This window comes from Streptomyces sp. NRRL S-350 (assembly GCF_000719705.1).
Classification (GTDB): domain Bacteria; phylum Actinomycetota; class Actinomycetes; order Streptomycetales; family Streptomycetaceae; genus Kitasatospora.
This window is the reverse complement of the sequence record NZ_JOHO01000025.1, coordinates 1-22104: the sequence shown is the minus strand read 5'-3', so window position 1 is coordinate 22104 and position 22104 is coordinate 1. Positions and strand designations below refer to the sequence as shown.

General features: G+C 71.1%; 17 protein-coding genes. 9 read left to right on the top strand and 8 right to left on the bottom strand.

Translation table 11 applies throughout. From position 1 onward, the window contains the following. Position 1: 1 nt before the first annotated feature. The 3 genes from IF30_RS0122495 to IF30_RS0122485 all read right to left on the bottom strand — a co-directional run bounded on the left by IF30_RS0122495 (position 2) and on the right by IF30_RS0122485 (position 2471). Positions 2-196, bottom strand: coding sequence for a ferredoxin (locus IF30_RS0122495; RefSeq protein WP_030241290.1), 195 nt, complete (start codon positions 194-196; stop codon positions 2-4). A gap of 23 nt (positions 197-219) precedes the next feature. Next, a complete protein-coding gene (locus tag IF30_RS0122490) occupies positions 220-1425 on the bottom strand; it encodes a cytochrome P450 (protein WP_030241286.1) in 1206 nt (401 codons plus the stop codon). 287 nt (positions 1426-1712) lie between these two features. Continuing rightward, entirely contained in the window at positions 1713-2471 is a 759-nt protein-coding gene (locus IF30_RS0122485) for a class I SAM-dependent methyltransferase (protein WP_030241284.1), read from the bottom strand. 240 nt (positions 2472-2711) lie between these two features. Here IF30_RS0122485 and IF30_RS0122480 point away from each other — a divergent pair, with 240 nt between their 5' ends. The 6 genes from IF30_RS0122480 (at position 2712) to IF30_RS0122455 (ending at position 9536) form a co-directional block, all read left to right on the top strand. Further along, positions 2712-3617 carry an HpcH/HpaI aldolase/citrate lyase family protein gene (locus IF30_RS0122480; RefSeq protein WP_234322801.1) on the top strand — a complete coding sequence of 302 codons (906 nt, stop codon included), beginning with the start codon at positions 2712-2714 and terminating at the stop codon, positions 3615-3617. Next, positions 3614-4444 carry a cyclase family protein gene (locus IF30_RS0122475; protein ID WP_030241278.1) on the top strand — a complete coding sequence of 277 codons (831 nt, stop codon included), beginning with the start codon at positions 3614-3616 and terminating at the stop codon, positions 4442-4444. The genes IF30_RS0122480 and IF30_RS0122475 overlap by 4 nt, the downstream gene beginning before the upstream one ends. Before the next feature lie 8 nt (positions 4445-4452). Continuing rightward, on the top strand, positions 4453-5628 hold the full coding sequence (locus tag IF30_RS0122470; RefSeq protein WP_063752744.1) for a cytochrome P450: 1176 nt from the start codon (positions 4453-4455) through the stop codon (positions 5626-5628). A gap of 159 nt (positions 5629-5787) precedes the next feature. Beyond that, complete coding sequence (locus IF30_RS0122465) at positions 5788-6618, top strand: HpcH/HpaI aldolase/citrate lyase family protein (protein WP_030241273.1); 831 nt, start codon at positions 5788-5790, stop codon at positions 6616-6618. Then, positions 6615-8027 (top strand): MmgE/PrpD family protein, encoded by a 1413-nt coding sequence (locus IF30_RS0122460; RefSeq protein WP_030241270.1) that lies wholly within the window; start codon positions 6615-6617, stop codon positions 8025-8027. Before IF30_RS0122465 ends, IF30_RS0122460 begins: the two co-directional genes overlap by 4 nt. A gap of 246 nt (positions 8028-8273) precedes the next feature. Continuing rightward, positions 8274-9536 carry an MFS transporter gene (locus IF30_RS0122455; protein ID WP_030241266.1) on the top strand — a complete coding sequence of 421 codons (1263 nt, stop codon included), beginning with the start codon at positions 8274-8276 and terminating at the stop codon, positions 9534-9536. Between the two features lie 74 nt (positions 9537-9610). Here IF30_RS0122455 and IF30_RS0122450 read toward each other — a convergent pair whose 3' ends face one another. Continuing rightward, positions 9611-10579, bottom strand: coding sequence for a nuclear transport factor 2 family protein (locus IF30_RS0122450; protein ID WP_030241263.1), 969 nt, complete (start codon positions 10577-10579; stop codon positions 9611-9613). A gap of 890 nt (positions 10580-11469) precedes the next feature. Between IF30_RS0122450 and IF30_RS0122445 the strand changes: the two genes are divergently transcribed. Continuing rightward, positions 11470-12465, top strand: a complete 996-nt coding sequence (locus tag IF30_RS0122445) for a TauD/TfdA dioxygenase family protein (RefSeq protein ID WP_030241260.1) — start codon at positions 11470-11472, stop codon at positions 12463-12465. Between the two features lie 345 nt (positions 12466-12810). On the opposite strand, the gene IF30_RS0122440 is transcribed toward IF30_RS0122445, so the two are convergent. Both IF30_RS0122440 and IF30_RS0122435 read right to left on the bottom strand, forming a co-directional pair. After that, positions 12811-13584, bottom strand: coding sequence for a thioesterase II family protein (locus IF30_RS0122440; protein WP_037900855.1), 774 nt, complete (start codon positions 13582-13584; stop codon positions 12811-12813). 39 nt (positions 13585-13623) lie between these two features. Further along, a complete protein-coding gene (locus IF30_RS0122435) occupies positions 13624-14748 on the bottom strand; it encodes a cytochrome P450 (RefSeq protein ID WP_051710830.1) in 1125 nt (374 codons plus the stop codon). A gap of 404 nt (positions 14749-15152) precedes the next feature. Here IF30_RS0122435 and IF30_RS0122430 point away from each other — a divergent pair, with 404 nt between their 5' ends. Continuing rightward, positions 15153-15935 (top strand): class I SAM-dependent methyltransferase, encoded by a 783-nt coding sequence (locus IF30_RS0122430; protein ID WP_030241256.1) that lies wholly within the window; start codon positions 15153-15155, stop codon positions 15933-15935. Between the two features lie 76 nt (positions 15936-16011). Here IF30_RS0122430 and IF30_RS0122425 read toward each other — a convergent pair whose 3' ends face one another. Both IF30_RS0122425 and IF30_RS0122420 read right to left on the bottom strand, forming a co-directional pair. Continuing rightward, positions 16012-17490, bottom strand: a complete 1479-nt coding sequence (locus IF30_RS0122425; protein ID WP_078891593.1) for an MFS transporter — start codon at positions 17488-17490, stop codon at positions 16012-16014. 87 nt (positions 17491-17577) lie between these two features. After that, complete coding sequence (locus tag IF30_RS0122420; protein WP_030241251.1) at positions 17578-17784, bottom strand: ferredoxin; 207 nt, start codon at positions 17782-17784, stop codon at positions 17578-17580. Between the two features lie 399 nt (positions 17785-18183). Here IF30_RS0122420 and IF30_RS0122415 point away from each other — a divergent pair. After that, positions 18184-22104 (top strand): type I polyketide synthase (locus IF30_RS0122415; protein WP_030241249.1); only part of this gene is annotated, 3921 nt, incomplete at its 3' end.

Below are 22104 nucleotides of genomic sequence, written 5' to 3'. Positions count from 1 at the left end.
GTTATTCCGAGTCCAGACTGATAGCCAGCGCCGGGCAGGTGAACGCTGCGTGGTGCAGGTCCTCCGAGTCCTCCTCGGTCGCCTTCCCCTCCAGGACGACGGCGATTCCGTCGTCGTCCTGGTCGAACCAATCGGGCGCGGCCAGGACACACTGACCGGAACCGATGCACTTTTCCCTGTCCAGATTGATGCGCACGAAGCCTCTCCCCGAGTCGACCGTCACCACTTCACCGGAAGTTCATTCACCCCGTAGATGGCCAGATCGAGTTTGTACGAGATCTGGTCCACCGGGATCGCGAGTTGGAGGGTCGGAATGCGCCGGTAGAGGGTTCCGAACACCACCTGCAGCAGCACCCGCGAGAGCTGCTGCCCGAGGCACTGATGTATGCCGAAGCCGAAAGCGAGATGGTGCCGGGCGTCACGGTGGAGATCGAGCGCGTCCGGATCCCCGTCGAACGCCCGCGGATCATGGTTCGCGGTATCGGTCGCGACGATGATGCCCTCGCCCTTGCGGATGAGCACGCCGCCGACCTCGAGGTCCTCCTTGGCCACCCGGCGCCGGCCCAGGTGCGCGACGCTGAGGTAGCGCAGCAGCTCCTCGACCGCGTTCGCGATGAACGCCGGATCCCGCGAGTCCCGGACCAGCTCGAGCTGGTCGGGGTGGGCCAGCAGGGCCATCGTCCCGAGCGTGGTCATGTGCGCGGTCGCGCCGTGTCCGGCGGCCATCACCAGCAGGGCGGTCGCGACGATCTCCTCGTCGGACAGTTCGCCGGCGCGCACCAGGTGCCCGATCACGCCGTCGCCCGGATCGGTGTGGGCCTGCCGCACGAGCGACCCCAGCAGCGCGCGCATGTCCTCGACGACTCCGGCGTGCACCGAGTCGGGGGAACCGGGCACCGCCATGATCCGGCCGAGCGCGGCGAACCGCTCGCCCTCGCTGTGGTGGACGCCGAGGACTTCGCAGATGGCCTTGGACGACATCGGCACGGCGAGGTCGGCGAACAGGTCCGCGGTGTTCCCGGCGGCGAGCATGGCATCGACGAGCTCGTCCATGGTCCGCTGGAAGACCGGGCGCAGGGCCTGCGCCTTCCGGTTCGAGAAGTCTGCGGTGACCATGCGCCGCAAGTACGCGTGCTCCGGGTCGTCGACGGTGGGCATGGAGCGGTTGCGGGTGTGGAACGCCTTGGCCTGCGGCGCCGCGAACGTGTATCCCGGCAGTCTCTGGTCGGAGCTGGCCCGTGGATCGGTCAGCACCTCCCGGGCCTCGGCGTACCCGGTGATCAGCCACGGCGTGCTGCCGTCCCAGATCCGCACCCTGGATACCGGGGCGGTTTTGGCGATTTCACGGAGCTTCACCGGTAGATCGAGCGGACACCCGGGCGTCCGGTCCATCGGATAAAATGGATCCTCGAGCTGGGTTGACATGCCCCCAGTTTCGCCCGACCGGCGGATATGCGTAAAGTGAACCTTGGTACATCACATCCTTTCTCACGCGAAGGTTCACCTGCGGTTTCTTCTGCCGCGGTGCGCGGCGCCGCTCCGACACGCATTTCCGGCGAGGCCGGTGCGAATGGCGGCGCGGTCCCTCCGGGCGCCGGAAAAAGCCCCTGCGGAATATCCTCGGAAAACGGTGCGCCTAATGCAGGAACGGCGGCCGCGGAATCCCGTTCGCCGGGTTCCCGCAGCCGCCGCACAATTTCCTCGGATATCCGTTACGCGCCCGCTCCGCGCAGCTCCGCCCGCGTCACCGTGAGGCGGATCGGCAGATCGAACTCGCCCTTGCTGGTGTCCGGGTGCTCGTCCAGGTGCCGGCGAATGCGGCCCAGCAGGTCGCTGCGCTGCTGCTCCGGCAGCTTCAGGACGGGGGACAGGGTCCCCATCCGGGCGACCATCGAGTCGGTGGTGCAGAACTGGCTGTGCCTGAAGTCGGCGTGCTCCAGGTCGGTGAACAGCGGGTGCTGCCGCAGCCGGTCGGTGGGAGACGTCGTGCTGTCCCAACCGAAGATCCGCGCCAGGCCCGCGATCCAGTCGACGCGCGCGTCGTCGTCGTTCCACAGCGCGGCGACCACCCCGCCCGGGCGCAGCACCCGGGCGATCTCCGGGAAGGCCTTCTCCTGGTCGAACCAGTGGAAGGCGTTGCCGGCCAGGACCGCGTCGACCGAGGCGTCGGGCAGCGGGATCCGCTCCGCCGACCCGATGTGCGCCTCGACCCCCGGGTGGTTGCGGACCAGCTCGTCCCGCATGCGCGCGTCGGGCTCCACCGCGACCACCGCGATCCCGGCGGCCCGCAGGCCCTTGGTCAACTGGCCGGTGCCCGCTCCCAGGTCGAGGACGGTCAGCTGCGCCCGTCCGGCGACCGGCGCGAGCGCCCACTCGATGGCCTCGAGCGGGTAGTCCGGCCGGTACTCGGCGTACCCGGCCGCATTCGACCCGAACGACGTCCCCTGCTGCTCATCGCCCGAATTACTCATGAACCATCCCATTCAGCGCGTTCGCGCATTACCCGCACCCACTCGCCGACCATTCGGCACGACAGCCAAGATTCCTACCACACGGGACGAACCAGGCAAAGTGGCCTTTGGTACACAATTTTCGCCCTGCACCAAGGTCCACTTACCTCCCCCACGCGTCCTGCGTAAAACTAATTCGGCATTTACCGGCTTTTGCATGTCAAATTGTGACGCCGTCACGATACCCGCCTTGGGGGTGTAGTGCAACTTTCCAAGCCACACCATTCCGCAGGGCAGTCCGCGAGTACCCGCTCACTGTTCCTGAGCTACCTCTACGTACCGGGTCACCACCTGAAGCGAATCGGAAGCGCATATTCCTCCGACGCCGACGCGGTCGTACTCGACCTGGAGGACGGCGTACCCGACTCGAAAAAGCAATACGCTCGCGAGCTGGTTTCCGACGTCGTCTCGGGCGCCGTCGCCAAGCCGACGTTCGTGCGGGTGAACTCCATGGCGAGCGGACTGTGCACCGACGACGTGCTCGCGGTCACCGGGCCCGCGCTGAGCGGGCTGCGCCTGCCGAAGGTGCGCGGCCTCGACGATCTGGCCCACGTCACGGGACTGCTCGCCGAGATCGGCCATCCGGCCGCCGTCCAGCTCCTCATCGAGTCGGCCGCCGCCCTGGAGCTCGCCTACCCGCTCGCCACGGCGTCGCCCGCCGTGACGATGCTGGGGCTGGGCGAATCGGATCTCCGGGTGAACCTGGGCTGCGACCTGGACGGGCGGACGATGGACGCCGCCCGCATCCGGGTGGTCATGGCCTCCCGCGCGGCGGGGCTGCCGAATCCCTGCCAGAGCGTCTACGCCGAGGTCCGCGATCCCGAGGGCCTGCGGGCCAGCTGCCGGCACGGCAAACGGCTCGGCTTCCTGGGGCGGATGGCCATCCACCCCGGCCAACTGCCGATCATCCACGAGGTCTACCGGCCGACGCCCGACGAGATCGCCGAGTCCGTCGACATCTGCGGAGCGGCCGACCGCGCCGGCGAGCAGGACACCTCGGTCGTGGTGTCGGACCGTCAGCGGCTGGTGGCACCGCCGATCGTCGCCAACGCGCGCCGGGTGCTCGAGCTGGCTCGCGCGCTGGACCTCCTCCCGGACGCCTCGTGACCGGATCCCCGGCCGGCCCCGACCGCCTGCTCGCCGCCCTGGCGGGCGGAGTGGACGTCGTGGACCTGGCCCAGCCCCTGGCGAACGGAATGCCGTGTTCGCCGAACCATCCGGGATTCCGCATGGCGCTGGCGCGGCGGCACGGCGACGCGGTCCGCGCCGACGGCGGTTCGTCGGCCAGCGAGATCATCACCACCGGCGGTCACGTCGGCACCCACATCGACGCGCTCTCCCACGTCTCCCAGGACGGCCTCCTGCACGGTGGCCGGGACAGCGCCGAGGCCCAGCGCGGTGGCGCGTTCTCCGTGCACGGCATCGACACCGTCGAACCGATGGTGTGCCGGGCGACCTTCCTCGACATCGCGGCACTCCACGGCACGGACTGCCTGCCCGCGGGCCACGGCGTCACCGCCGCGGAGCTGGACGCCGCGGCGCGGCGTGCCGGCGTCGAACCGGGGGCGGGCGAGGTTTGCCTGATCAGGACCGGGTGGAGCCGCTGGTGGAGTGATCCCCAGGCCTACCTCGGGTTCGACACCGGTGTCCCCGGAGTCACCCCGGACGCCGCGCGGTGGCTGGTGGAGCGGGGGATCCGCGCCGCGGGCACCGACACCACGGCCTTCGAGCAGATCCCGGCCGGCCGAGGCCACACGATCATGCCGGTGCACCGGATCATGCTCGTCGACGCCGGCGTCCACATCGTGGAGAACATGCAGTTCGACGGGCTCGCCGGTGGCACCGCGGTGGAGTTCGGCTTCGTACTGGCGCCGCTGCGGATCGTCGGCGGCACCGGATCCCCCGTTCGCCCCCTCGCACTCCTAAGCAGGTGAGCACGACCATGCCCGACGACAACGATTTCGACCTGTTCTCCCCACCCGTCGCGGAGAACCCCTTCACCGTGTACGACGACATGCGCAGCGGCTGTCCGGTGGCCCGCAGCGAGAAGCACGGCGGCTACTGGATCGCGGCGAGCTACCAGGCGGTCGACGAGGTGGCCAAGAACCCCGACCTGTTCTCCTCGGTCTCGATCAGCGTGCCCAAGGACGCCTTCGGCGACGACCTGGCCGAACGGCCGCCGATCACCCTGGACCCGCCGCGGCACGGCGCGTTCCGCCGCATGCTGCTCCCCGCCTTCAGCCCCCGGCAGATCAAGGCGCTGGAGCCGTCGGTCCGCGAACACGCCCGCGACCTGCTGGCGGGGATCGTCGGCCGGGACCGCTGCGATGCCGCCGCCGAGTACGCCAAGAAGATCCCGTCGCGCTTCATGGCGCGGATGATCGGCTGCGACGACGACCGCCAGGACGAGTTCGCCGAGCAGATGCGCGCCCTCCTCGAGGCCAACGAGATGGCGGAGATCCAGGCCGCGATGGCGCTGACCCAGCCGTTCCTCGACGACCTGATCGAGCAGCGCCGCCGGGAGCCCGGCGAGGACCTGGTGAGCTGCGTGCTGTCCGCGGAGATCGACGGCCGCACCCTGACCGGCCCCGAACTGATCGGGTCCTTGGTGCTGATCATCACCGCGGGCATCGACACCACGTGGAGTGCTCTCGGCAGCAGTCTGTGGCACCTGGCGCGTCATCCCGAGGACCGGAAGCGGCTCGCGGCCGAACCCTCGCTGATCCCCACCGCCGTCGAGGAGTTCCTGCGCGCCTTCTCCCCGGTCCAGATCGCCCGCGTGGTCACCCGCGACACCGAGTTCCACGGTGCGCAGCTCAGCGAGGGTGATTCCATCCTGATGGCGATGCCGTCGGCCAACCGGGACGGTGCGGAGTTCCCGGCCGCGGACCGGGTCGACATCGGCCGGGAGGTCAACCGCCACCTGGCCTTCGGGGTGGGCATCCACCGGTGCATCGGCTCCTCCATGGCCCGGATGGAGATGCGCATCGCCCTGGAGGAATGGCTTCGGGTGATCCCGGACTTCACGCTCGCCCCCGGCGACGCCGTGAAGTGGTCGACCGGGCACGTCTGGGGCCCGCGCCGGCTGGACCTGCTGCTCGGAGGGAGCGAGGCGTAGGGGAGGCGAGCGCCGGGATCGCCTCCGGAGAACAGCGTTGCCCGACGCCGGGCAACGCCGCCCACGCCCGCCGGCGCGCGGGCATCGACGACCAGGACGGGTGCTCGGCGGACGCGAACCGCCGCCGGGCATCGGACGTCCGCTGGGGAGTGGTAACTGGTGGAACCGATTCGCAGCTGGCTCTACGTTCCCGCCCACCGGATCGATCTGCTCGGCAAGGCCATGGCCGGGCAGGCCGACGCGGTGGTGCTGGACCTGGAGGACGCGGTGCCCGCGGACGCGAAACGGCTCGCCCGCGACCAGGTGACCGATGCCCTGACGGAGCACTGGCCCAAGCCGATCTGGGTGCGCGTCAACTCGCTGGAGTCCCCGTGGGGCGAGGCCGATCTGACGGCCCTGGCCGGCACCTCGGCGGCCGGACTTCGACTGCCCAAGGTCGAGGATCCGAATCTGGTCCGGGCGGCGGTGCTGGAGTCCGGCCTGGCCGTGCACGCGATCATCGAGTCGGCACTGGGCGTGGAGAACGCGTACCGGATCGCCACCGCCCACTCCGGTGTCGCCCTGCTCTCCCTCGGTGAGGCCGACCTCATGGCGGATCTCCGGCTCAGCGACATCGGCGCGCTGGACTGGGCCCGCCAGCGCATCGTCAACGCCGCCCGCGCCGCCGGGCTGGTCAGTCCGCCGCTGGCTGCCTGGACCGACGTCGCGGACGTGGACGGCCTCGCCGCGGACACCCTCGCGGCCGGCAGGCGCGGCTTCTTCGGCCGTTCCGTCCTGCATCCCAAACAGGTCGACGTGGTGAACCGGATCTTCACGCCGGATCCGGACGAGGTGGCCGCGGCCCTGGCGCGCCTGACCGACCAGGTCGGGCGGGGCGCCGCCGCATGGCTCGACGACCAGGGCCGGTTCGTCGACGCCGCGCTCCTGGCCAACGCGAGGTGGCTGGTCGACCTCGCCGACGCGCTCGCCCGAAGGGAGGCCGGCGCATGACCCGCACTCCCGCGCAGCGGCTGGCGCAGCTGGCCCGCACCACCGCCCGCACCGGCCTGCCGCGGGAATTCCGGCAGGAGATGGCGGGGCGGGTCCTGGACCTCCTCGGAAACAGCATCGCCGCCGTCCCGACCGGCGTCGCCGCGGCCGTCACCGCCATGGCCGGCGCGTGGGGCGGTGCGCCGCAGGCCACGGTGATCGCGACCGCCCGGCGGCTGCCCGCTCCCGCCGCCGCGCTGGTCAACGGAACGCTCGCGCACGCCCTGGACTTCGACGACACCCACCTGCCCTCGGTGCTGCACCCGTCCGCGGCGGTGCTGCCGGCCGCGCTCGCCGTCGCCGAGACCGTGGGGGCGTCCGGCGGCGCGCTGCTCGACGCCGCCGCGATCGGCGTCGAGGTCACCTGCCGGCTCGGCATGGCCGGGTACGATCCGGCGGCGAACAACTCGATCTTCTTCGACCGGGGCCTGCACGCCACCGCGATCTGCGGCACGGTGGGCGCCGCCGTCGCCGCCGGGATGCTGTACGGGCTCGGCGAGGAGGAACTGACCTCGGTCATCGGCATCGCCTGCAGCATGGGCTCCGGGATCATCGAGGCCAACCGGACCGGCGGCACGGTCAAGCGCACGCACTGCGGCTGGTCCGCCCACGCGGGCGTCGTCGCCGCCGAGCTGGCGCGGAACGGGATCACCGGTCCGACGACGGCGCTGGAGGGCCGGTTCGGCTTCCTCACCGCGTTCTGCGGTGACCGCGCCGACGTCGACCGGCTCACCGACGGCCTCGGGACGCGCTGGGAGGCCCGGCGGCTGTTCGTCAAGCCGTACCCGTGCAACCACTTCACCCACGCGGGCATCGACGCCGCCCTGCGGCTCCGGGCGAAGGGGGTCGATCCGGGCGCCGTCACGGCACTGACCCTCGGGGTTCCGGCGCCGGTCGTGCACACGATCGGCGAGCCCCACGGGGCGAAGATCCGGCCGGAGTCGGGGTACCACGGCGCGTTCAGCGGTCCGTTCACGGTCGCGGCGGCGCTGCTGGGCGGCGGCGGGCTGGGGGTGTCCCACGAGGACTTCACCGATACCGCCGTGCGGTCGGCGGAGCGGCTGGCCCTGGCCGAGAAGGTCCGGGTGGTCCCGGACGCGCGGTGCACCGGAATCTTCCCCCACCAGTTCCCCGCGGTGCTGACCGCCGAACTCGCCGACGGCTCACGGCACGTCGAACGGGTCGAGGTGAACCGGGGCGGCCCGGAGAACCCGCTCACGCCCGCGGAACTGACCACCAAGTTCCGGATCAACGCCGAACGGACGCTCTCCCCCGCGCAGGCCGGCCAGGTCGCCGAACTGACCGGGGGACTGCCGAGCGCACCGGACCTCACCGCGCTGACCGCAGCTCTGCGCGGCCGAGCGGTCTGACCACCGAGTCGCACCCCACCGGGCGGACACCCGGTCGCAACCTGCTCCCGGCCCGCTCCCGGCACGATCGCCACCGCCGTCGACGGACGCGCCGCCCAACTGACGGTTGACACACCGCAGAAGACACAACGCATGATTGTGGTTCTCCGTCGGATCGGTTGTTTGCCCCGCCTTCCGCCGCCTTGCTTTGATGCCCCGAGAACCCGCGGCGACAGCCGTCACGGGAATGAGGGGGCGCGAGGCTCCATGACCAAACGATCCCTGGGCCGGCCGTTCGGCTGGCTGTGGGCGTCCTACGCGGTGAGCGCCTACGGGTCCGGGCTGGGGTTCGGCGCGTTCCCGCTGATCGCCGTGCTGGCACTGCACGCCAGCACCTCGGAGGTGTCCGCGCTGTCCGCGGTGGCTCCGACCGTGGGCGCGCTGATCGCGGTACCGCTCGCACCCTGGGTGGAGTACCGCCGCAAGCGGCCGGTGATGATCGCCATGAACCTGGCCCGGTTCGCGGTCATCATGACCGTCCCGCTGTCCTATGCCTTCGGCTGGCTCAGTTTCACCCAACTGCTCATCACGTCAGCCGTCATCGCCGCCGCCAAGATCGCCTTCAACTCGGCCAGCGGGGCCTACCTCCAGACCATCGTCCGGCCGGAGCACCTGCTCGTCGCGAACGCGCGGTTCGAGTCCACGAACTGGAGCTCCATCGCGATCGGGCCACCGCTGGGCGGTGCCGCGATCGGCGTCTTCGGACCGGTCGCCACCATCGTCGCCGACGGGTTCGGCTACCTGCTGTCCGCGCTCGGCATCACCGCGATCCGCGGCCGGGAGGAACCCCCGCGCCGGTCCGGGGGGAAGCGACTGCGGTCCGGCGACCTGCTGGACGGCTGGCGGCACATCATGGCCCATCACGGCCTGCGCGCGCTCTTCCTCAACAACACGCTCGTCTCCGGGCTCATCATGGCCACCGAGCCGCTGCTGGCCGTGCTCCTGCTCCGCGACCTCGGGTTCGCCCCCTGGCAGTACGGCCTCGCCTTCGCCGCCCCCTGCGTCGGCGGGCTCGTCGGCTCCCGCCTGGCGCCACGTTTCGTGGCCCGGTACGGCCAGCACCGGGTCATGCGGGTCGCCGGCACCCTGCGCGTGATCTGGTTGATCGGCCTCGTCCTCGTCCGCCCCGGCACCATCGGCCTCGTGACGGTGATCGCCGTCGAGCTGGCGATCATCCTGAACATGAGCCTCTTCACGCCGGTCGTCGCCACCTACCGGCTCGAGCACACCCCCCCGCACCGCGTCGCCCGCACGCTCTCGGCATGGTTGATCGGCCAACAGGCGGGGATCGCGGTCTTCACCGCGCTGGCCGGGCTGCTCGCCGACGCCACCAGTCCGCGCATCGCGCTCGGGGCCGCCGGACTCGCCATCCTCGCCAGTCCGCTCCTGCTGCCCCGGAAGCCGGGCGCCGCTCCGGCGGTGCCCGCCGAACAGGCCCGCCCCGAAACGGATCTGACGTCCCGTTCGTAGCGGGTGAGCTCGTGGCCCGCCACCGGGACGGTGACGGGCCACGAGCAGGAGTCCCGGCGGGATCCGCAGAACGGTCAGAACATGGTGTTGTTGTTGGCGGAGGTGGCCGGGACGTTCTCTATGACGTCCCAGTGCTCGATGATCTTCAGCTGGCCGTCCTCCTGCCTCTGCACGCGGAAGATGCCCATGATGGCCTGTCCGCTGTCCTCGGGGTGGAGACGGTAGCGGAAGTGCACGGCGACGTAGTCCTTGTCGGCGATGGTGCGCTTGAGGTCCGTGGTCACGTTCGGGAACTGCTTGAAGAACTCGACGAATCCCTCGCGCATGCCGACCGTGCCGCTGGGGACGGACGGGTTGTGCTGGTAGTACGCCGGGTTGAGGTAGCCGATGGCGTCGGGGTTCTTCTGGACCAGGAGGGTGTTGAAGTAGTCGAGGACGAGCTTCTGGCTGAGGGGCGTCAGTGAGCAGGGCCCGCTCGGCTGGTTCGTGTTCGGGTTGCTGACCGTGCCGAACATGTCGTTGCCGTTGACCGTGGTCGCCGGCACGCTCTCGCGGGTGTCCCAGTGCTCGGCGATCCTGCCCTTCTCGTCGAAGCGGAAGATGTCCATCACGTCGTCGCCGCGGGTGCCCGGCTCCTCGATGGGGTTGGAGTGCACCAGGACCAAGTCGCCCTGGGCGAGGACCCGCTTGACGTTGTACGTGAACCCCGGGTAGCGCGTGTGCAGGTCGGCGGCCAGGTTCTCGAGCGCCTCCCGGCCGTCGGGGACGGTGGGGCTGTGCTGGAGGAAGTCGGCCCGGACGTACTTGTCCGCGACCTTGACGTTGCCCTTCTCGAAGAGCTGGGTGAGGACCTCGACCGCGATGCGCTTGTTGCGCTCCAGGGCGGCGCTCGAGCGCTGACCGTCGACGGCGGCCAGACCGTTGCGGGGCGACTCGGAGACGGTGGCGGCGGAAGCCGGTGCGATTCCGGCCACCGTCGCGAAGCTCGCCGCGGCCAGCAGGGCGACAGCGGTTCTCCGGGCCAGCGAAGTGGTTCTCGGCATGACGATCTCAATCTCTGGGATGAGGAAACGGTTGGGCGTACCCCGGCTGATCGGGAGCGCTTCAGGAGGCGACGGATTCCGACGGCGGTTTTCCCCTCCACCGGCGCGATCCAGCCGAAGTTCGGTGCGTAGCAGCGTAGTCGGCAAACTGGCCGAATGGAGCGTTTGTGCGAAAGCCGTCGACGGTAAGCTCCGCCGAACTCGGACGCGACGGGCCGCCACCCCACTGGCGCACGGCCCCGCCGTCGGCGTTTCCGCTGGTGGGAGCCTTCGCGAGGGGTCGGCGGGCCACCAGTGGATCTTGCGCCAGCGCCCCCCGGACCGGCGAACTCGGGCTGCTCGAAAGCCTTCTGATCCCGCTTCAGTCGCACCGGTTTCACTTGACGGGTACCTGTTCAAGCCGAACCGGGCGACTTCCCCTTCCCCGCGACGCTCCCGCGAGGCTCCCTTCCGCCGATGTCATCACCCGTCACATGTACGAAAGTTCCATTCCCGCCATATCCGCGGACACCGTACGCTGTGGCTTTGTACGGTGATTTCCACGGGGCGGGAATATGGGAGTCACCGGCTCAACGCGGGAGGGCGCACCGGCTCCGGTTCGGACGCGCACACAACGGGTCTCCGGCCCCCAGGGAACTCGCCGTCCGCGGAGCAGAAACGAAAACCGGTTCCCGACATCGCATTCCGAATCCTTGACTTCGGCGGCCGCTGGGGGACTTCGCTTCAGCTGCGCGCCGACACCTCGGAATCTCCGCCGACCAGGTCCGGGTGCCACCGCGATCTCCCAGCCGAAGGCCGGTGCGGACGACCGTCCGGACGACAGTGCCGTCCCGCTCCACGCGCGGCAACGGAGACCCGTCTCGCCGCCACACTCACGGAGGTACCGCAGAATGACTGGCATCACCGTCAACCCTGCCGCCGGGCGCATCGGCGCCGAGATCGACGGCGTGGACATCTCCCGCCCGCTCGACGCCGACCAGATCCGCACCATCCAGCAGGCGCTTGACGAGTGGAAGGTCCTGATCTTCCGGAACCAGCAGCTCGACCACGAGACGCACATCGCGTTCGGCCGCCAGTTCGGCGAGCTGACCTACGGTCACCCCCACCACGAGCCGCCCAAGGACGCGCCGGAGATCTACACGATCCAGCACCGCCGCTTCGAGAAGCAGCTCGGTGGCGACTCCACCCGGGAGCTGCGCAAGTACGCCTACGCCGGCAACAACGGCTGGCACTCCGACCTCACCCCGTTCATCAACCCGCCGGCCGGCGCCATCCTCCGGTCCGAGGTGCTGCCGAACTACGGGGGCGACACCCAGTACACCAACCTGGTGGCCGCCTACGACGGCCTGTCCGAGCCGTTCAAGGAGTTCGTGGACGGGCTGCGCGCCGAGCACCGGTACGGCGCCAACTGGTCGGGCATGCCCCAGCCCAGCGTGGCCGGCTTCAAGAAGCGCGTCGAGGAGAACGCCCTCGTCGCGCACCACCCGATCGTCCGGGTGCACCCGCGGACCGGGGAGAAGGCCCTGTTCGTGAACCCGATCTACACCGACCACATCGTCGGCCTGTCGCCCATCGAGAGCCGTCTCGTTCTCGGCTACCTCTTCGACGAGATCGCCCGGCCCGAGTACACGGTGCGGTTCCGCTGGGCCCCGGGAACCGTCATCTTCTGGGACAACCGGGCCACCTGCCACATCCCCCCGCGCGACCTCGACCACCTCGACGTGGAGCGAGTGCTGCACCGGGTCACGCTGGTCGGCGAGGTGCCGGTCGGCCCGGACGGCCGCGAGTCGGAAGCTCTCGAGGGCCCCCGCCTCGGCTCGGAGCCGGTGTTCAACTCGACGTTCTTCGACCGCAGTGACCGGGCGGCCCAGGAACAGATGGCCTGAGCCTCGGGTCGGTCCGCCGGACCGAACGCCCGGCCGCCGGGCCGGCACCTCTGATGCCGGCCCGGTCACGTGACCGGTGCCGCTGCCCCTGCCGACCTCCCGGCAGGGGCAGCGGCATGCGCCGGCGCGGCGGCCGGGATGGGGCCCGTGGCGTTCCGGTCACCGGAGGGATCCGACCCGGGCCCCGGCCGACCTCCCGACCTCTCGGGCCGCGTTCCGGGCGACCGGAGCCCGGTCCGGCCGCGGCCCCGGCCCCGGCCCGGGCCGCGGGATCCACTCCGCCGCTCCGCACAACGCCAGGAGCCGCGGGCCGATATCGGCCCGCGGCTCCGTCGTACCGTCCCGTCAGTGCTTCGCCGGCTCGTCGGCCAGCGCGTCCCCGATCCGGGCGATCAGCCGGGGCGCCTGTTCGGTGAGGTAGAAATGGCCACCGGGGAACACCTCCAGGGCGAACGCACCACTGGTGTGCTCCTGCCACGCCCGGACGTCGTCCAGCGGCGCCTTGGGGTCGTCGTCTCCCACCAGTGCCGTCACCGGGCAGCTCACCCGGTGCACCCGGTCCGGGCGGTACAGCTCGGCCGCCCGGTAGTCGCTGCGGATCGCCGGCAGCACCATGCGGAGCACCTCGTCGTCACCGAGGAGCTGGCTGTCCGTGCCGGCCAGTTGCCTGAGGTCGCGGAGCAGCGCCTCGTCGCCCCGGTGGTGCACGTCGTCCTCGGGCCTGGACCGGGACGGCGCCCGGCGGCCCGAAGCGAACAGCATCACCGGGACGAACCCGGCCCGCTGCTCCAGCAGCCCGGCCAGCTCGAACGCCAGTGACGCGCCCATGCTGTGCCCGAACAGGGCCAGCGGCCGGTCGGTCCACTCCCCCACGAGCAACGGCAGCAGCCGGTCGGCGAGTTCGGGAATGCTGTCGACGCAGGGTTCCAGCCGCCGGTCCTGACGGCCCGGGTACTGCGCGGCGAGCACCTCGACCCGCGGCGAGAGGGCCCGGGAGACCGGGAAGTAGAAGCTCGCCGAGCCCCCCGCGTGCGGGAGGCAGAGCAGCCGCACCCGCGCTTCGTCGGCCGGGTGGTACCGGCGGATCCACAGGTCGCTGTCCGCACCGCGCGTCGTCACTTCGGGCACTCTCCGATTCGGTTCGGTCCGGGCCGGCTGCTAGACATCCCAGGTGACGGGCAGCGCCCGCAGTCCCTTGAGCAGCATCCCGCTCGTGTAGGCGAGCTCCTCGACCGGTACCGCCAGCCGCAGCCCCGGGAACTCGCGGAGCAGCGCGGTGTAGGCCACCTCCAGCTCCAGCCGGGCGAGTTGGGCACCCAGGCAGCGGTGCGGGCCGTGTCCGAACGCCACGTGGTCGTCGGCGTTGGTCCGACCGAGGTCGAACCGGTCGGGTTCCGGGAAGGCCCTCGGGTCCAGGTTGGCGGCCGTGGGGCTGGCGAGGACCACGCTCTGGGCGGGGATGGTGAATCCACCGAGCTCGACGTCGGTCGTCGTCACCAGGTGCAGGCCCTCGTGCGGATCGGTGGTCGGGCTCAGCACCACGTACCGCAGCACCTCGTCGATGACGGACGGCACCAGCGAGGGGTCGGCACGCACCGCCGCGAACTGGTCCGGGTGGTCCAGCAGGGCCACCAGGCCCTTGCCCAGCATGTTGGCGGTGGTCTCGTGTCCGGCGACCAGCACCCCGAAGACGATCTGGACGACCTCCTCCGCGTTCAGCCGGCCGTCGACGTCGCGCGCGGTGACCAGGTCCCGCAGCAGGCTGCCCTCCGGGCAGCGGTGGGCGTCGGCGGCCAGGTCACCGATGTAGGCGACCAGCGCCCGCCGGGCCTCCATCGCCTGCTCCGGCGGGTAGGCCTTGGTCGAGGTGATCTGTTCCGACCACGGACGGAACAGGTGCCGGTCCTCGAAGGGGACGCCCAGGATCTCGCAGATCACCGCGACCGGCAGCGGGAAGCACAGCGCGGCACTGAGGTCCGCCGGGGGGCCGGACTCGTGCACGCCGGCGAGCAGTTCGCCGGTGATCTGTTCGACCCGCGGCCGTAGCGCGCGGATCCGCCGGACGCTGAACGCCGACGCCACGGCCTGGCGCAGCCGGGTGTGCTCGGGCGGGTCGAGATCGTGCATGCCGGGCCGGGAGAAGACCGCCGCGCGGCCGGTCACCGAGCCGCGGCGGTGCGCCTCGGCCCGGCTGAACCGGGGGTCGGACAGCACGGTCCGCACCTCCGCCATGCCGCTGATCAGCCAGGCCTTGCCGCCGTCCGCGGTGGTGACCTCCCGCACGGGGGCCTCCCGCCAAAACTCGCGGACCGCCGTCGGCGCGGAGTATTCCTCTTCGCTTTCCGAACCCGGTGCTATCTGGCTGGATTCCGTCACCGCTTACTCCCGGTCCACGTCGCTGGTTTTTCGAGGCAGGCCGCAGGACTCCGTCCACAGGCGGACATTTGCTGGAATCCCGGCCCCGACCACGGCCGCCCCGACCGTGGACAATCTCCTCCGGATTCGGACAGGAACATTTCCGAAGCAGGGATCGCACCCTCCGGGGGGAGGCACACACTGCTATCGTGCCCGCGCGGCACCCGCCGGACCAGTGGACGAAGGTGCACTGTACATAATCGAATGCGATTTGATAGGCAGGAGTCAATTGGGCGCAGTGCCGAATGTCTGAAAGAGATTCGAGGGAATCGATGGACCGTCGCGACCGGGTAAAGCTGTACGACCAGATGGCGGATGCGTACGATCGATCGCGGCCGAGCTACCCCGACGAGGTCATCGACGACGTCCTGGGCGATTCCGCGGACACCCTGTCGGTGCTCGACGTGGGCTCCGGAACCGGAATCGCCTCGCGCCAGATGGCGAAGCGGGGCGCCCGGGTCCTCGGGCTCGACATGAGCCCCGGGATGAGCGCCGTCGCCGAACGGCACGGCATCCCCACCGAAGTCGTCCCGTTCGAGACGTGGGATCCGGCCGGGCGGCGATTCGACCGGGTCACCTGCGCGCAGGCCTGGCACTGGATGGACCCGTTCGGCAGTGCGGCGAAGGCGGAGTCCCTGCTCCGGCCGGGCGGCCGGCTCTGCCTGTTCTGGAGCGCGGGGTTCCATCCGGACGATCTCGCGGACGCCCTGGCGGACACCTACCGGCGCGTCCTGCCGCCCGGCACCCCCAAGCAGACCCTCGGCTACGCCGTGAGCCGCTCCAGCGACCTGCCGCTCGACTTCAGCGTGGTGACCGGATCCCCCCGCGCCTTCCGGCACATGACGGAGGAGCCGGCCAGGACGGTCCCGTGGACCGCGACCTACACCCGGGACCAGTGGCTCGACGAGATCGGCACGCACACCGACCACGCGGCGCTGCCGGCCGATGTGCGGCAGAACCTGTTCGACGAGATCGGCAGCACCATCGACCGCTTCGGCGGCGCGTTCGAGATGACCTTCGCCACCTACCTGTTCTCCGCCACCCGGCCCCGGTGACCGAGCGCACGGCCGGGCCGCCGCAACGCCCGCAGGGCCCACGGTCCGGCCGTGGGCCCTGCGGGTCGATCACCTGCTAGGCGTGCGCCCCGACGTCCAGCCGCACGTCCTGCTCGGCCTCCTGCCGGCGTTCACCGGGGATCGCGAGCGCCAGCACGGCGCCGAGGACGGCCACCCCGGCACAGGCCAGCAGTGCGGTGTGGTAGCCCGAGGCGAGCACGGCCTGCTTGCTCCCGGTGGCGCTCATGCTGGCCGTCGCGGCGATGCTCGTGAACACCGCGACACCGATGGCGCTGCCGATCTGACGCGTCGTCGTGGCCACGCCCGAGTAGAGACCCGCGCTCTCCTTGGGCGCCCCGGCGGTGGCCGTGATCGTCAGGCACGGCATGGTGAGGCCCATGCCGGCGCACAGCAGCTCCATCGGGAAGAAGATGGCGCCCCAGTAGTCGCCGTGGACGGGCACCTGGGCGATCCACACGACACCGGCGGCGTACACCAGCAGGCCGACGATCAGCATCGGCCGCGCACCGATCCGCTTCACGAACCGCGCGGTCAGGATGGCGACGAGGAACGTGGTCAGCCCGCCGGGGAGTTCGGCCAGTCCCGCTTCCTGCGGGTTGTAGCCGAGCACCTTCTGGATGTACAGCACGACGAGGATGACCTGGGAGGCCATCGCGGTGGTGGCCACGAACGACACCAGGTTCGCCATCGAGATCGTCCGCGAGCGGAAGATGCCCAGCGGCACCATCGGGTGCTTCGACCGCGACTCGATCGCCAGGAAGGCGGCCAGGAAGAGGATCGAGACCGCGAACGAGAGGAGCGTGTGGGCGGACAGCCACGCGTGGTCCTTGAGACCGATGGTGGCGTACACCGCGGCGGTCACCGCGCTCACCACGCAGAGCGCCCCCGGCAGGTCCAGTGACGGGATCCCGGTGCGCGCCGCCGCGACCCGGCGGGTCAGCGTCCGGGTGCCGAAGTACAGCAGGACACAGCCGATCGGCAGGCAGAAGAAGAGGGTCGAACGCCAGCCCCAGTGCTGGGTGAGGACACCGCCGAGCACCGCGCCGCAGACACCGCCGATGATGCTCGCCGCACCCCAGACGGAGATCGCCCGGTTCCGCCGGTGCTTGTCCGGGTAGGCGGCGATGATGAGGCCGAGCGAGGAGGGCAGCAGGACCGCGCTGCTGACGCCGTGCGAGGCGCGCGCCACCACCAGTTCCCAGCCGTTCTGCGCGAACCCGCCCAGCACGCTGCCGAGGGTGAACATCCAGAGCCCCGCGAGGAAGACCTCCCGCCGGCCGAACAGGTCGCTCAGGCGACCGCTCAGCAGCAGCAGCCCGGCGAACGCCAGGCTGTAGGAGTTCACGACCCACTGGAGTCCGGTCACGTCCAGGCCGAGACTGCGCTGGATCGACGGCAGCGCAATGCTCACGACCGCATTGTCGAATTGAACCATGAAGTAGGCGACACAGGATATCGCCGCGACATACCACAGCGGGCCCCGGACAATGCTGTCCCGGACATCCGCCACCGGTCTGTCGTCCGTCTGCTCCATATTAGACGTCACACCGACCCCTTCCCGACACTGTCAGATTTCTTGTTCGTCCCGACCGCCAGCCGGATCTCTCCACTCGCACGGTGCTCACCGGATATCCACGGGGCGGAGTACGATCGCTCGCTCCGGGCAATTGGCGGCGCAGCGGCGCGCAACCGGCTCCAGCTCCTCGGGTATCGGTCCGCTCGCCAGCAGCGTGCCGTAGCCCAGGTCGTTGCAGTCGAACAGCTCCGGAGCCAGGTCCATGCAGCGCAGATGCCCCTGGCACTTGTCGGTGTCCAGCTCAATGCGCACTCAGCACCCCCATGTCCATCGAATGCGCACGTGTGAAGACGCTCACGCCGGACTCCTCCGGCGCACTCGGTCGATGTTGAAATTTGTTCTACGGGACGTTCCGCAGAGGCGTCAAGTGAACCTTGGTACGAGGAGATTTCGCAGGTCAACCGCGGTCCGTGTACCAAGGTTCACTTCACATATCAGGGCCGATTTTGTATAAAAAATAGGCACGGGGCATAGTGCGCAAAGGCAATCCGGCCTTCGCCTCAAGTCAATCGTGAATGGCCCGAAACGCCGACCGCCCCGCTCCCGGCCAAGCCGTTTGAATCACCGTTCATGCGGGCTCGCCCGCACGCCTGCCGACTGAGGCCACGCGCTCGGTCCGAGGTGCGCGGTGCCCTATGAAGGAGGATGTGGATGTCGCTGCGCCACGAAGGTGACATCGCGGTGGTCGGCATCTCCTGCCGATTTCCCGGAGCGGACGGCCCCGGCGCCCTGTGGTCGCTGCTGACGGCCGGGACCACCGTCGACGCGCCGCTGCCCGACGGACGTTGGGAGCCCGACGCCCTGGCGGGCCTGTCGGAGCAGGAGGGGCGGATCATCCGGAGCGGAGCGTTCCTGGACGACGTCGCCGGGTTCGACGCCGGGTTCTTCCGGGTGCCGGCCCGGGAAGCCGCCATGATGGACCCTCAGCAGCGGCTGATGCTGGAGCTGAGCTGGGAGGCGCTCGAGGACGCGGGAATCACCGCTCCGTCGGTGCTGGGAAGCCGCACCGGCGTGTTCCTCGGCGTCGCCACGGACGACTACAGCACCCTCATCCGCACCCGCGGCCCCGAGGCGATCACCGCGCACACCTTCACCGGTTCCCAGCGCTCCATCGTGGCCAACCGCGTGTCCTACTTCCTGAAGGCGAAGGGGCCCAGCCTCATCGTCGACGCCGGGCAGTCCTCGTCGCTGGTCGCGGTCCACCTCGCCGCCGAGAGCCTGCGCCGCGGCGAATCCGACATCGCCATCGCCGGCGGTGTCGCCCTCCGGATGACCCCGCACCACGCCATCGCCGCCAACCGGCTCGGAGCCCTCTCACCGGACGGACGGTGCCACGTCTTCGACGCCCGCGCGAACGGCTTCGGCCAGGGCGAGGGTGGCGGCGCCGTCGTCCTGAAGCCGCTCGCGGCCGCGCTCGCCGACGGCGACGACGTCTACTGCGTGATCCGCGGCAGCGCCGTCACCAACGACGGCGGCGGCGACCTGCTGGTGACGCCGACCGCGGCCGGCCAGGCGGAGGCCATCCGGGCGGCGTACCGCCGGGCGCGCCTGGACCCCGCGGCGGTCGTGCACGTCGAACTGCACGGCACGGGCACCCCGACGGGCGACCCGGTGGAGGCGACCGCGCTCGGCTCGGTGATCGGCACGGCACGGGCGGCGGACGATCCACTGCGGGTCGGCTCCATCAAGTCGAACATCGGCCACCTGGAGGCCGCTGCGGGCATCGCCGGCTTCATCAAGACCGCGCTGTGCGCACGGGCGAAGACCCTCGTCCCCACGCCCGGATTCCGGACCCCGAACCCGCGGATCCCGCTGGCGGAGCTGAACCTGCGCATGCAGACCTCGGTCGAGGAGGCGCCCGCCGACGCGGTGTACGGCATCAGCTCCTTCGGCCTCGGAGGTACCAACTGCCACATCGCGGTGACGGCCCCGCCGCAGCCGCGCCAGGCCGAGCGGGCACCGGGCACCGACCTGTCCCCGGTGCCCGTGGTGCTGTCCGCCGCGGACCCCGGCGCCCTCCGGGCCCAGGCAGCACGGCTCCTGTCCGCGCTCGACGGCGACCCGGACCTGCTCGACGTGGCATGGTCGCTGGTCACCACCCGTACGCGGTTCGAGCACCGCGCCGTCGTCCTCGGGGCGGACCGCACCGCCGTCGGCCCGGTGCGCGACGGGCTGGCCGCGATCGCGTCCGGAACGCCTTCGGGATCGGTGGTGACCGGGCGCGCCTCGGACCCGGCCGGTCCCGTGTTCGTCTTCCCCGGCCAGGGATCCCAGTGGGCCGGCATGGCCGCCGAACTGCTCGACAGCTCGCCCGTCTTCGCCGAGTCGATCTCCCGGTGCGCGGAGGCGCTGGCGCCGTTCGTGGACTGGTCGCTGGACCAGGTGCTGCGGGACGGACGCCCCGCCGACCTGGAGCGGGTGGACGTGGTGCAGCCGGCCCTGTGGGCGGTGATGGTCGCGCTGTCGGACGTGTGGGCCTCGATGGGTGTCCGACCGGCCGCAGTCGTCGGCCACTCCCAGGGCGAGATCGCCGCCGCGACCGTGGCCGGCATCCTGTCCCGCTCCGACGCGGCCCGGGTCGTGGCGCTGCGCAGCCTGATCATCGCCCGTCACCTCGCCGGCCAGGGCGGCATGGCATCGGTCGCCCTGCCCGCCGACGAGCTGCACGACCTCCTCTCCGAGTTCCCCGAGGTCAGTCTGGCAGCGCTCAACGGGCCGCGGTCCACCGTGATCAGCGGCCCCTCCGAACCGCTGGAGCGGGTGCTCGCCCAGCTGGAGCGCGAGGGGGTCCGGGTACGGCGGGTGCCGGTCGACTACGCCTCGCACTCGGCCTACGTGGACGCCGTCACCGACGAGCTGATCGAGGCCCTGGCCCCGATCACCCCGCGCGCGGGCGAGATCGCCTTCCACTCCACGGTGACCGGTACCGAGCTGGTCGGCACCGAACTCACCGCCGAGTACTGGTGCCGCAACCTGCGCCGCACAGTGCGGTTCCATCCGACCGTCGAGGCGCTGATGGACCGCCACACGGTGTTCGTCGAGCCGAGCCCGCACCCGGTGCTCACCGTGCACATCCAGGACACCGCCGAACTGTCCGGCGCCGCGGTCACCGCGACCGGCACGCTGCGCCGCGACGACGGCTCGCTCACGCGGCTGACGGCCTCGGTCGCGGAGGCCTGGACCGCGGGGACGGCCGTCGACTGGACCGTGCTGTTCGACGGCACCGGCGCGCGCCGGGTGTCCGTACCGACCTACCCGTTCCAGCGGGTCCGGCACTGGCTCGACACCGTGAACGCGCAGCCGACCGGTACGGAGTCCGCGCTGGCGCTGCGGCTGCGGCAGGAGGGCGACGCGGACCTGCACGACGTCCTGCTCGACCTGGTGCGCCGGCACACCGCGGTGGTGCTGGGCCTGGACGGTCCGGCGGCGGTCGAGGACACGACGCCGTTCCGGGAGCAGCGGCTGACCTCGCTCGGCGGCGCGGAGGTGTGTGCCGGGCTGGCCAAGGCCACCGGCCTGCCGCTGCCCGCGACGGCGGTGTTCGACCATCCGACGCCGGTCGCGTTGGCCGGGCACCTGGCTCAGCGGATGCGAGGCACGACGGTCACCGAACCGGTGCGGGCCCACCGGCCGACGACGCACGACGACGACCCGGTGGCGGTCGTCGGTCTCGCCTGCCGTCTTCCCGGTGGGGTGTCGACGCCGGAACAGCTGTGGCAGCTGCTCCTCGACGACCGCGACGTCGTCGGGGCCTTCCCCGCCGACCGGGGCTGGGATCCCGACGTGACGACCGCCTCGGCGACGTCCCGGGGCGGGTTCCTGTACGACGTGGCCGACTTCGACGCGGCGTTCTTCGGGATCTCCCCCCGCGAGGCGCAGGCGATGGACCCGCAGCAGCGGCTGCTGCTGGAAACCTCGTGGGAGGCGCTCGAACGGGCCGGGATCGACCCCCAGGGCCTGCGCGGGAGCGCCACCGGGGTGTTCGTCGGCGCGATGGCGCAGGAGTACGGTCCGCGGCTGTACGAGCCCTCGGACGGGACCGACGGGTACCGGCTGACCGGTGCCACGACGAGTGTCGCGTCGGGCCGGGTGGCCTACGCCCTGGGGTTGGAGGGCCCCGCGATCACCGTCGACACCGCCTGCTCGTCCTCGCTGGTGGCCCTGCACCTGGCTGCCGAAGCGGTCCGGCGCGGCGAGTGCGGCATGGCCCTGGCCGGCGGCGTCACCGTCATGTCCACCCCCGGCATCTTCGTGGAGTTCAGCCGGCAGGGTGGTCTCTCCCCCGACGGCCGGTGCAAGGCGTTCTCCGCCGACGCGGACGGGACCGGCTGGGGCGAGGGCGTGGGTGTCCTCGTCCTGGAGCGGCTCTCCGACGCCCGGCGCCTGGGGCACCCCGTCCTCGCCGTGGTCCGCGGCTCCGCCGTCAACCAGGACGGCGCCTCCAACGGGCTCACCGCCCCGAACGGGCCGTCACAGCAACGCGTCATCCGCCAGGCCCTCGCCAACGCCGGCCTCCAGCCCTCCGACGTCGACGCCGTCGAAGCCCACGGCACCGGCACCCGCCTCGGCGAC

What these genes read in the sequence shown, in the direction of transcription:
- IF30_RS0122470 (WP_063752744.1), top strand. Translation starts at nt 4,453, where the DNA reads ATGCCCGACGACAACGATTTCGACCTGTTCTCCCCACCCGTCGCGGAG.
- IF30_RS0122445 (WP_030241260.1), top strand. Translation starts at nt 11,470, where the DNA reads ATGACTGGCATCACCGTCAACCCTGCCGCCGGGCGCATCGGCGCCGAG.
- IF30_RS0122460 (WP_030241270.1), top strand. Translation starts at nt 6,615, where the DNA reads ATGACCCGCACTCCCGCGCAGCGGCTGGCGCAGCTGGCCCGCACCACC.
- IF30_RS0122450 (WP_030241263.1), bottom strand. Translation starts at nt 10,579, where the DNA reads ATGCCGAGAACCACTTCGCTGGCCCGGAGAACCGCTGTCGCCCTGCTG.
- IF30_RS0122485 (WP_030241284.1), bottom strand. Translation starts at nt 2,471, where the DNA reads ATGAGTAATTCGGGCGATGAGCAGCAGGGGACGTCGTTCGGGTCGAAT.
- IF30_RS0122425 (WP_078891593.1), bottom strand. Translation starts at nt 17,490, where the DNA reads ATGGAGCAGACGGACGACAGACCGGTGGCGGATGTCCGGGACAGCATT.
- IF30_RS0122455 (WP_030241266.1), top strand. Translation starts at nt 8,274, where the DNA reads ATGACCAAACGATCCCTGGGCCGGCCGTTCGGCTGGCTGTGGGCGTCC.
- IF30_RS0122430 (WP_030241256.1), top strand. Translation starts at nt 15,153, where the DNA reads ATGGACCGTCGCGACCGGGTAAAGCTGTACGACCAGATGGCGGATGCG.
- IF30_RS0122490 (WP_030241286.1), bottom strand. Translation starts at nt 1,425, where the DNA reads ATGTCAACCCAGCTCGAGGATCCATTTTATCCGATGGACCGGACGCCC.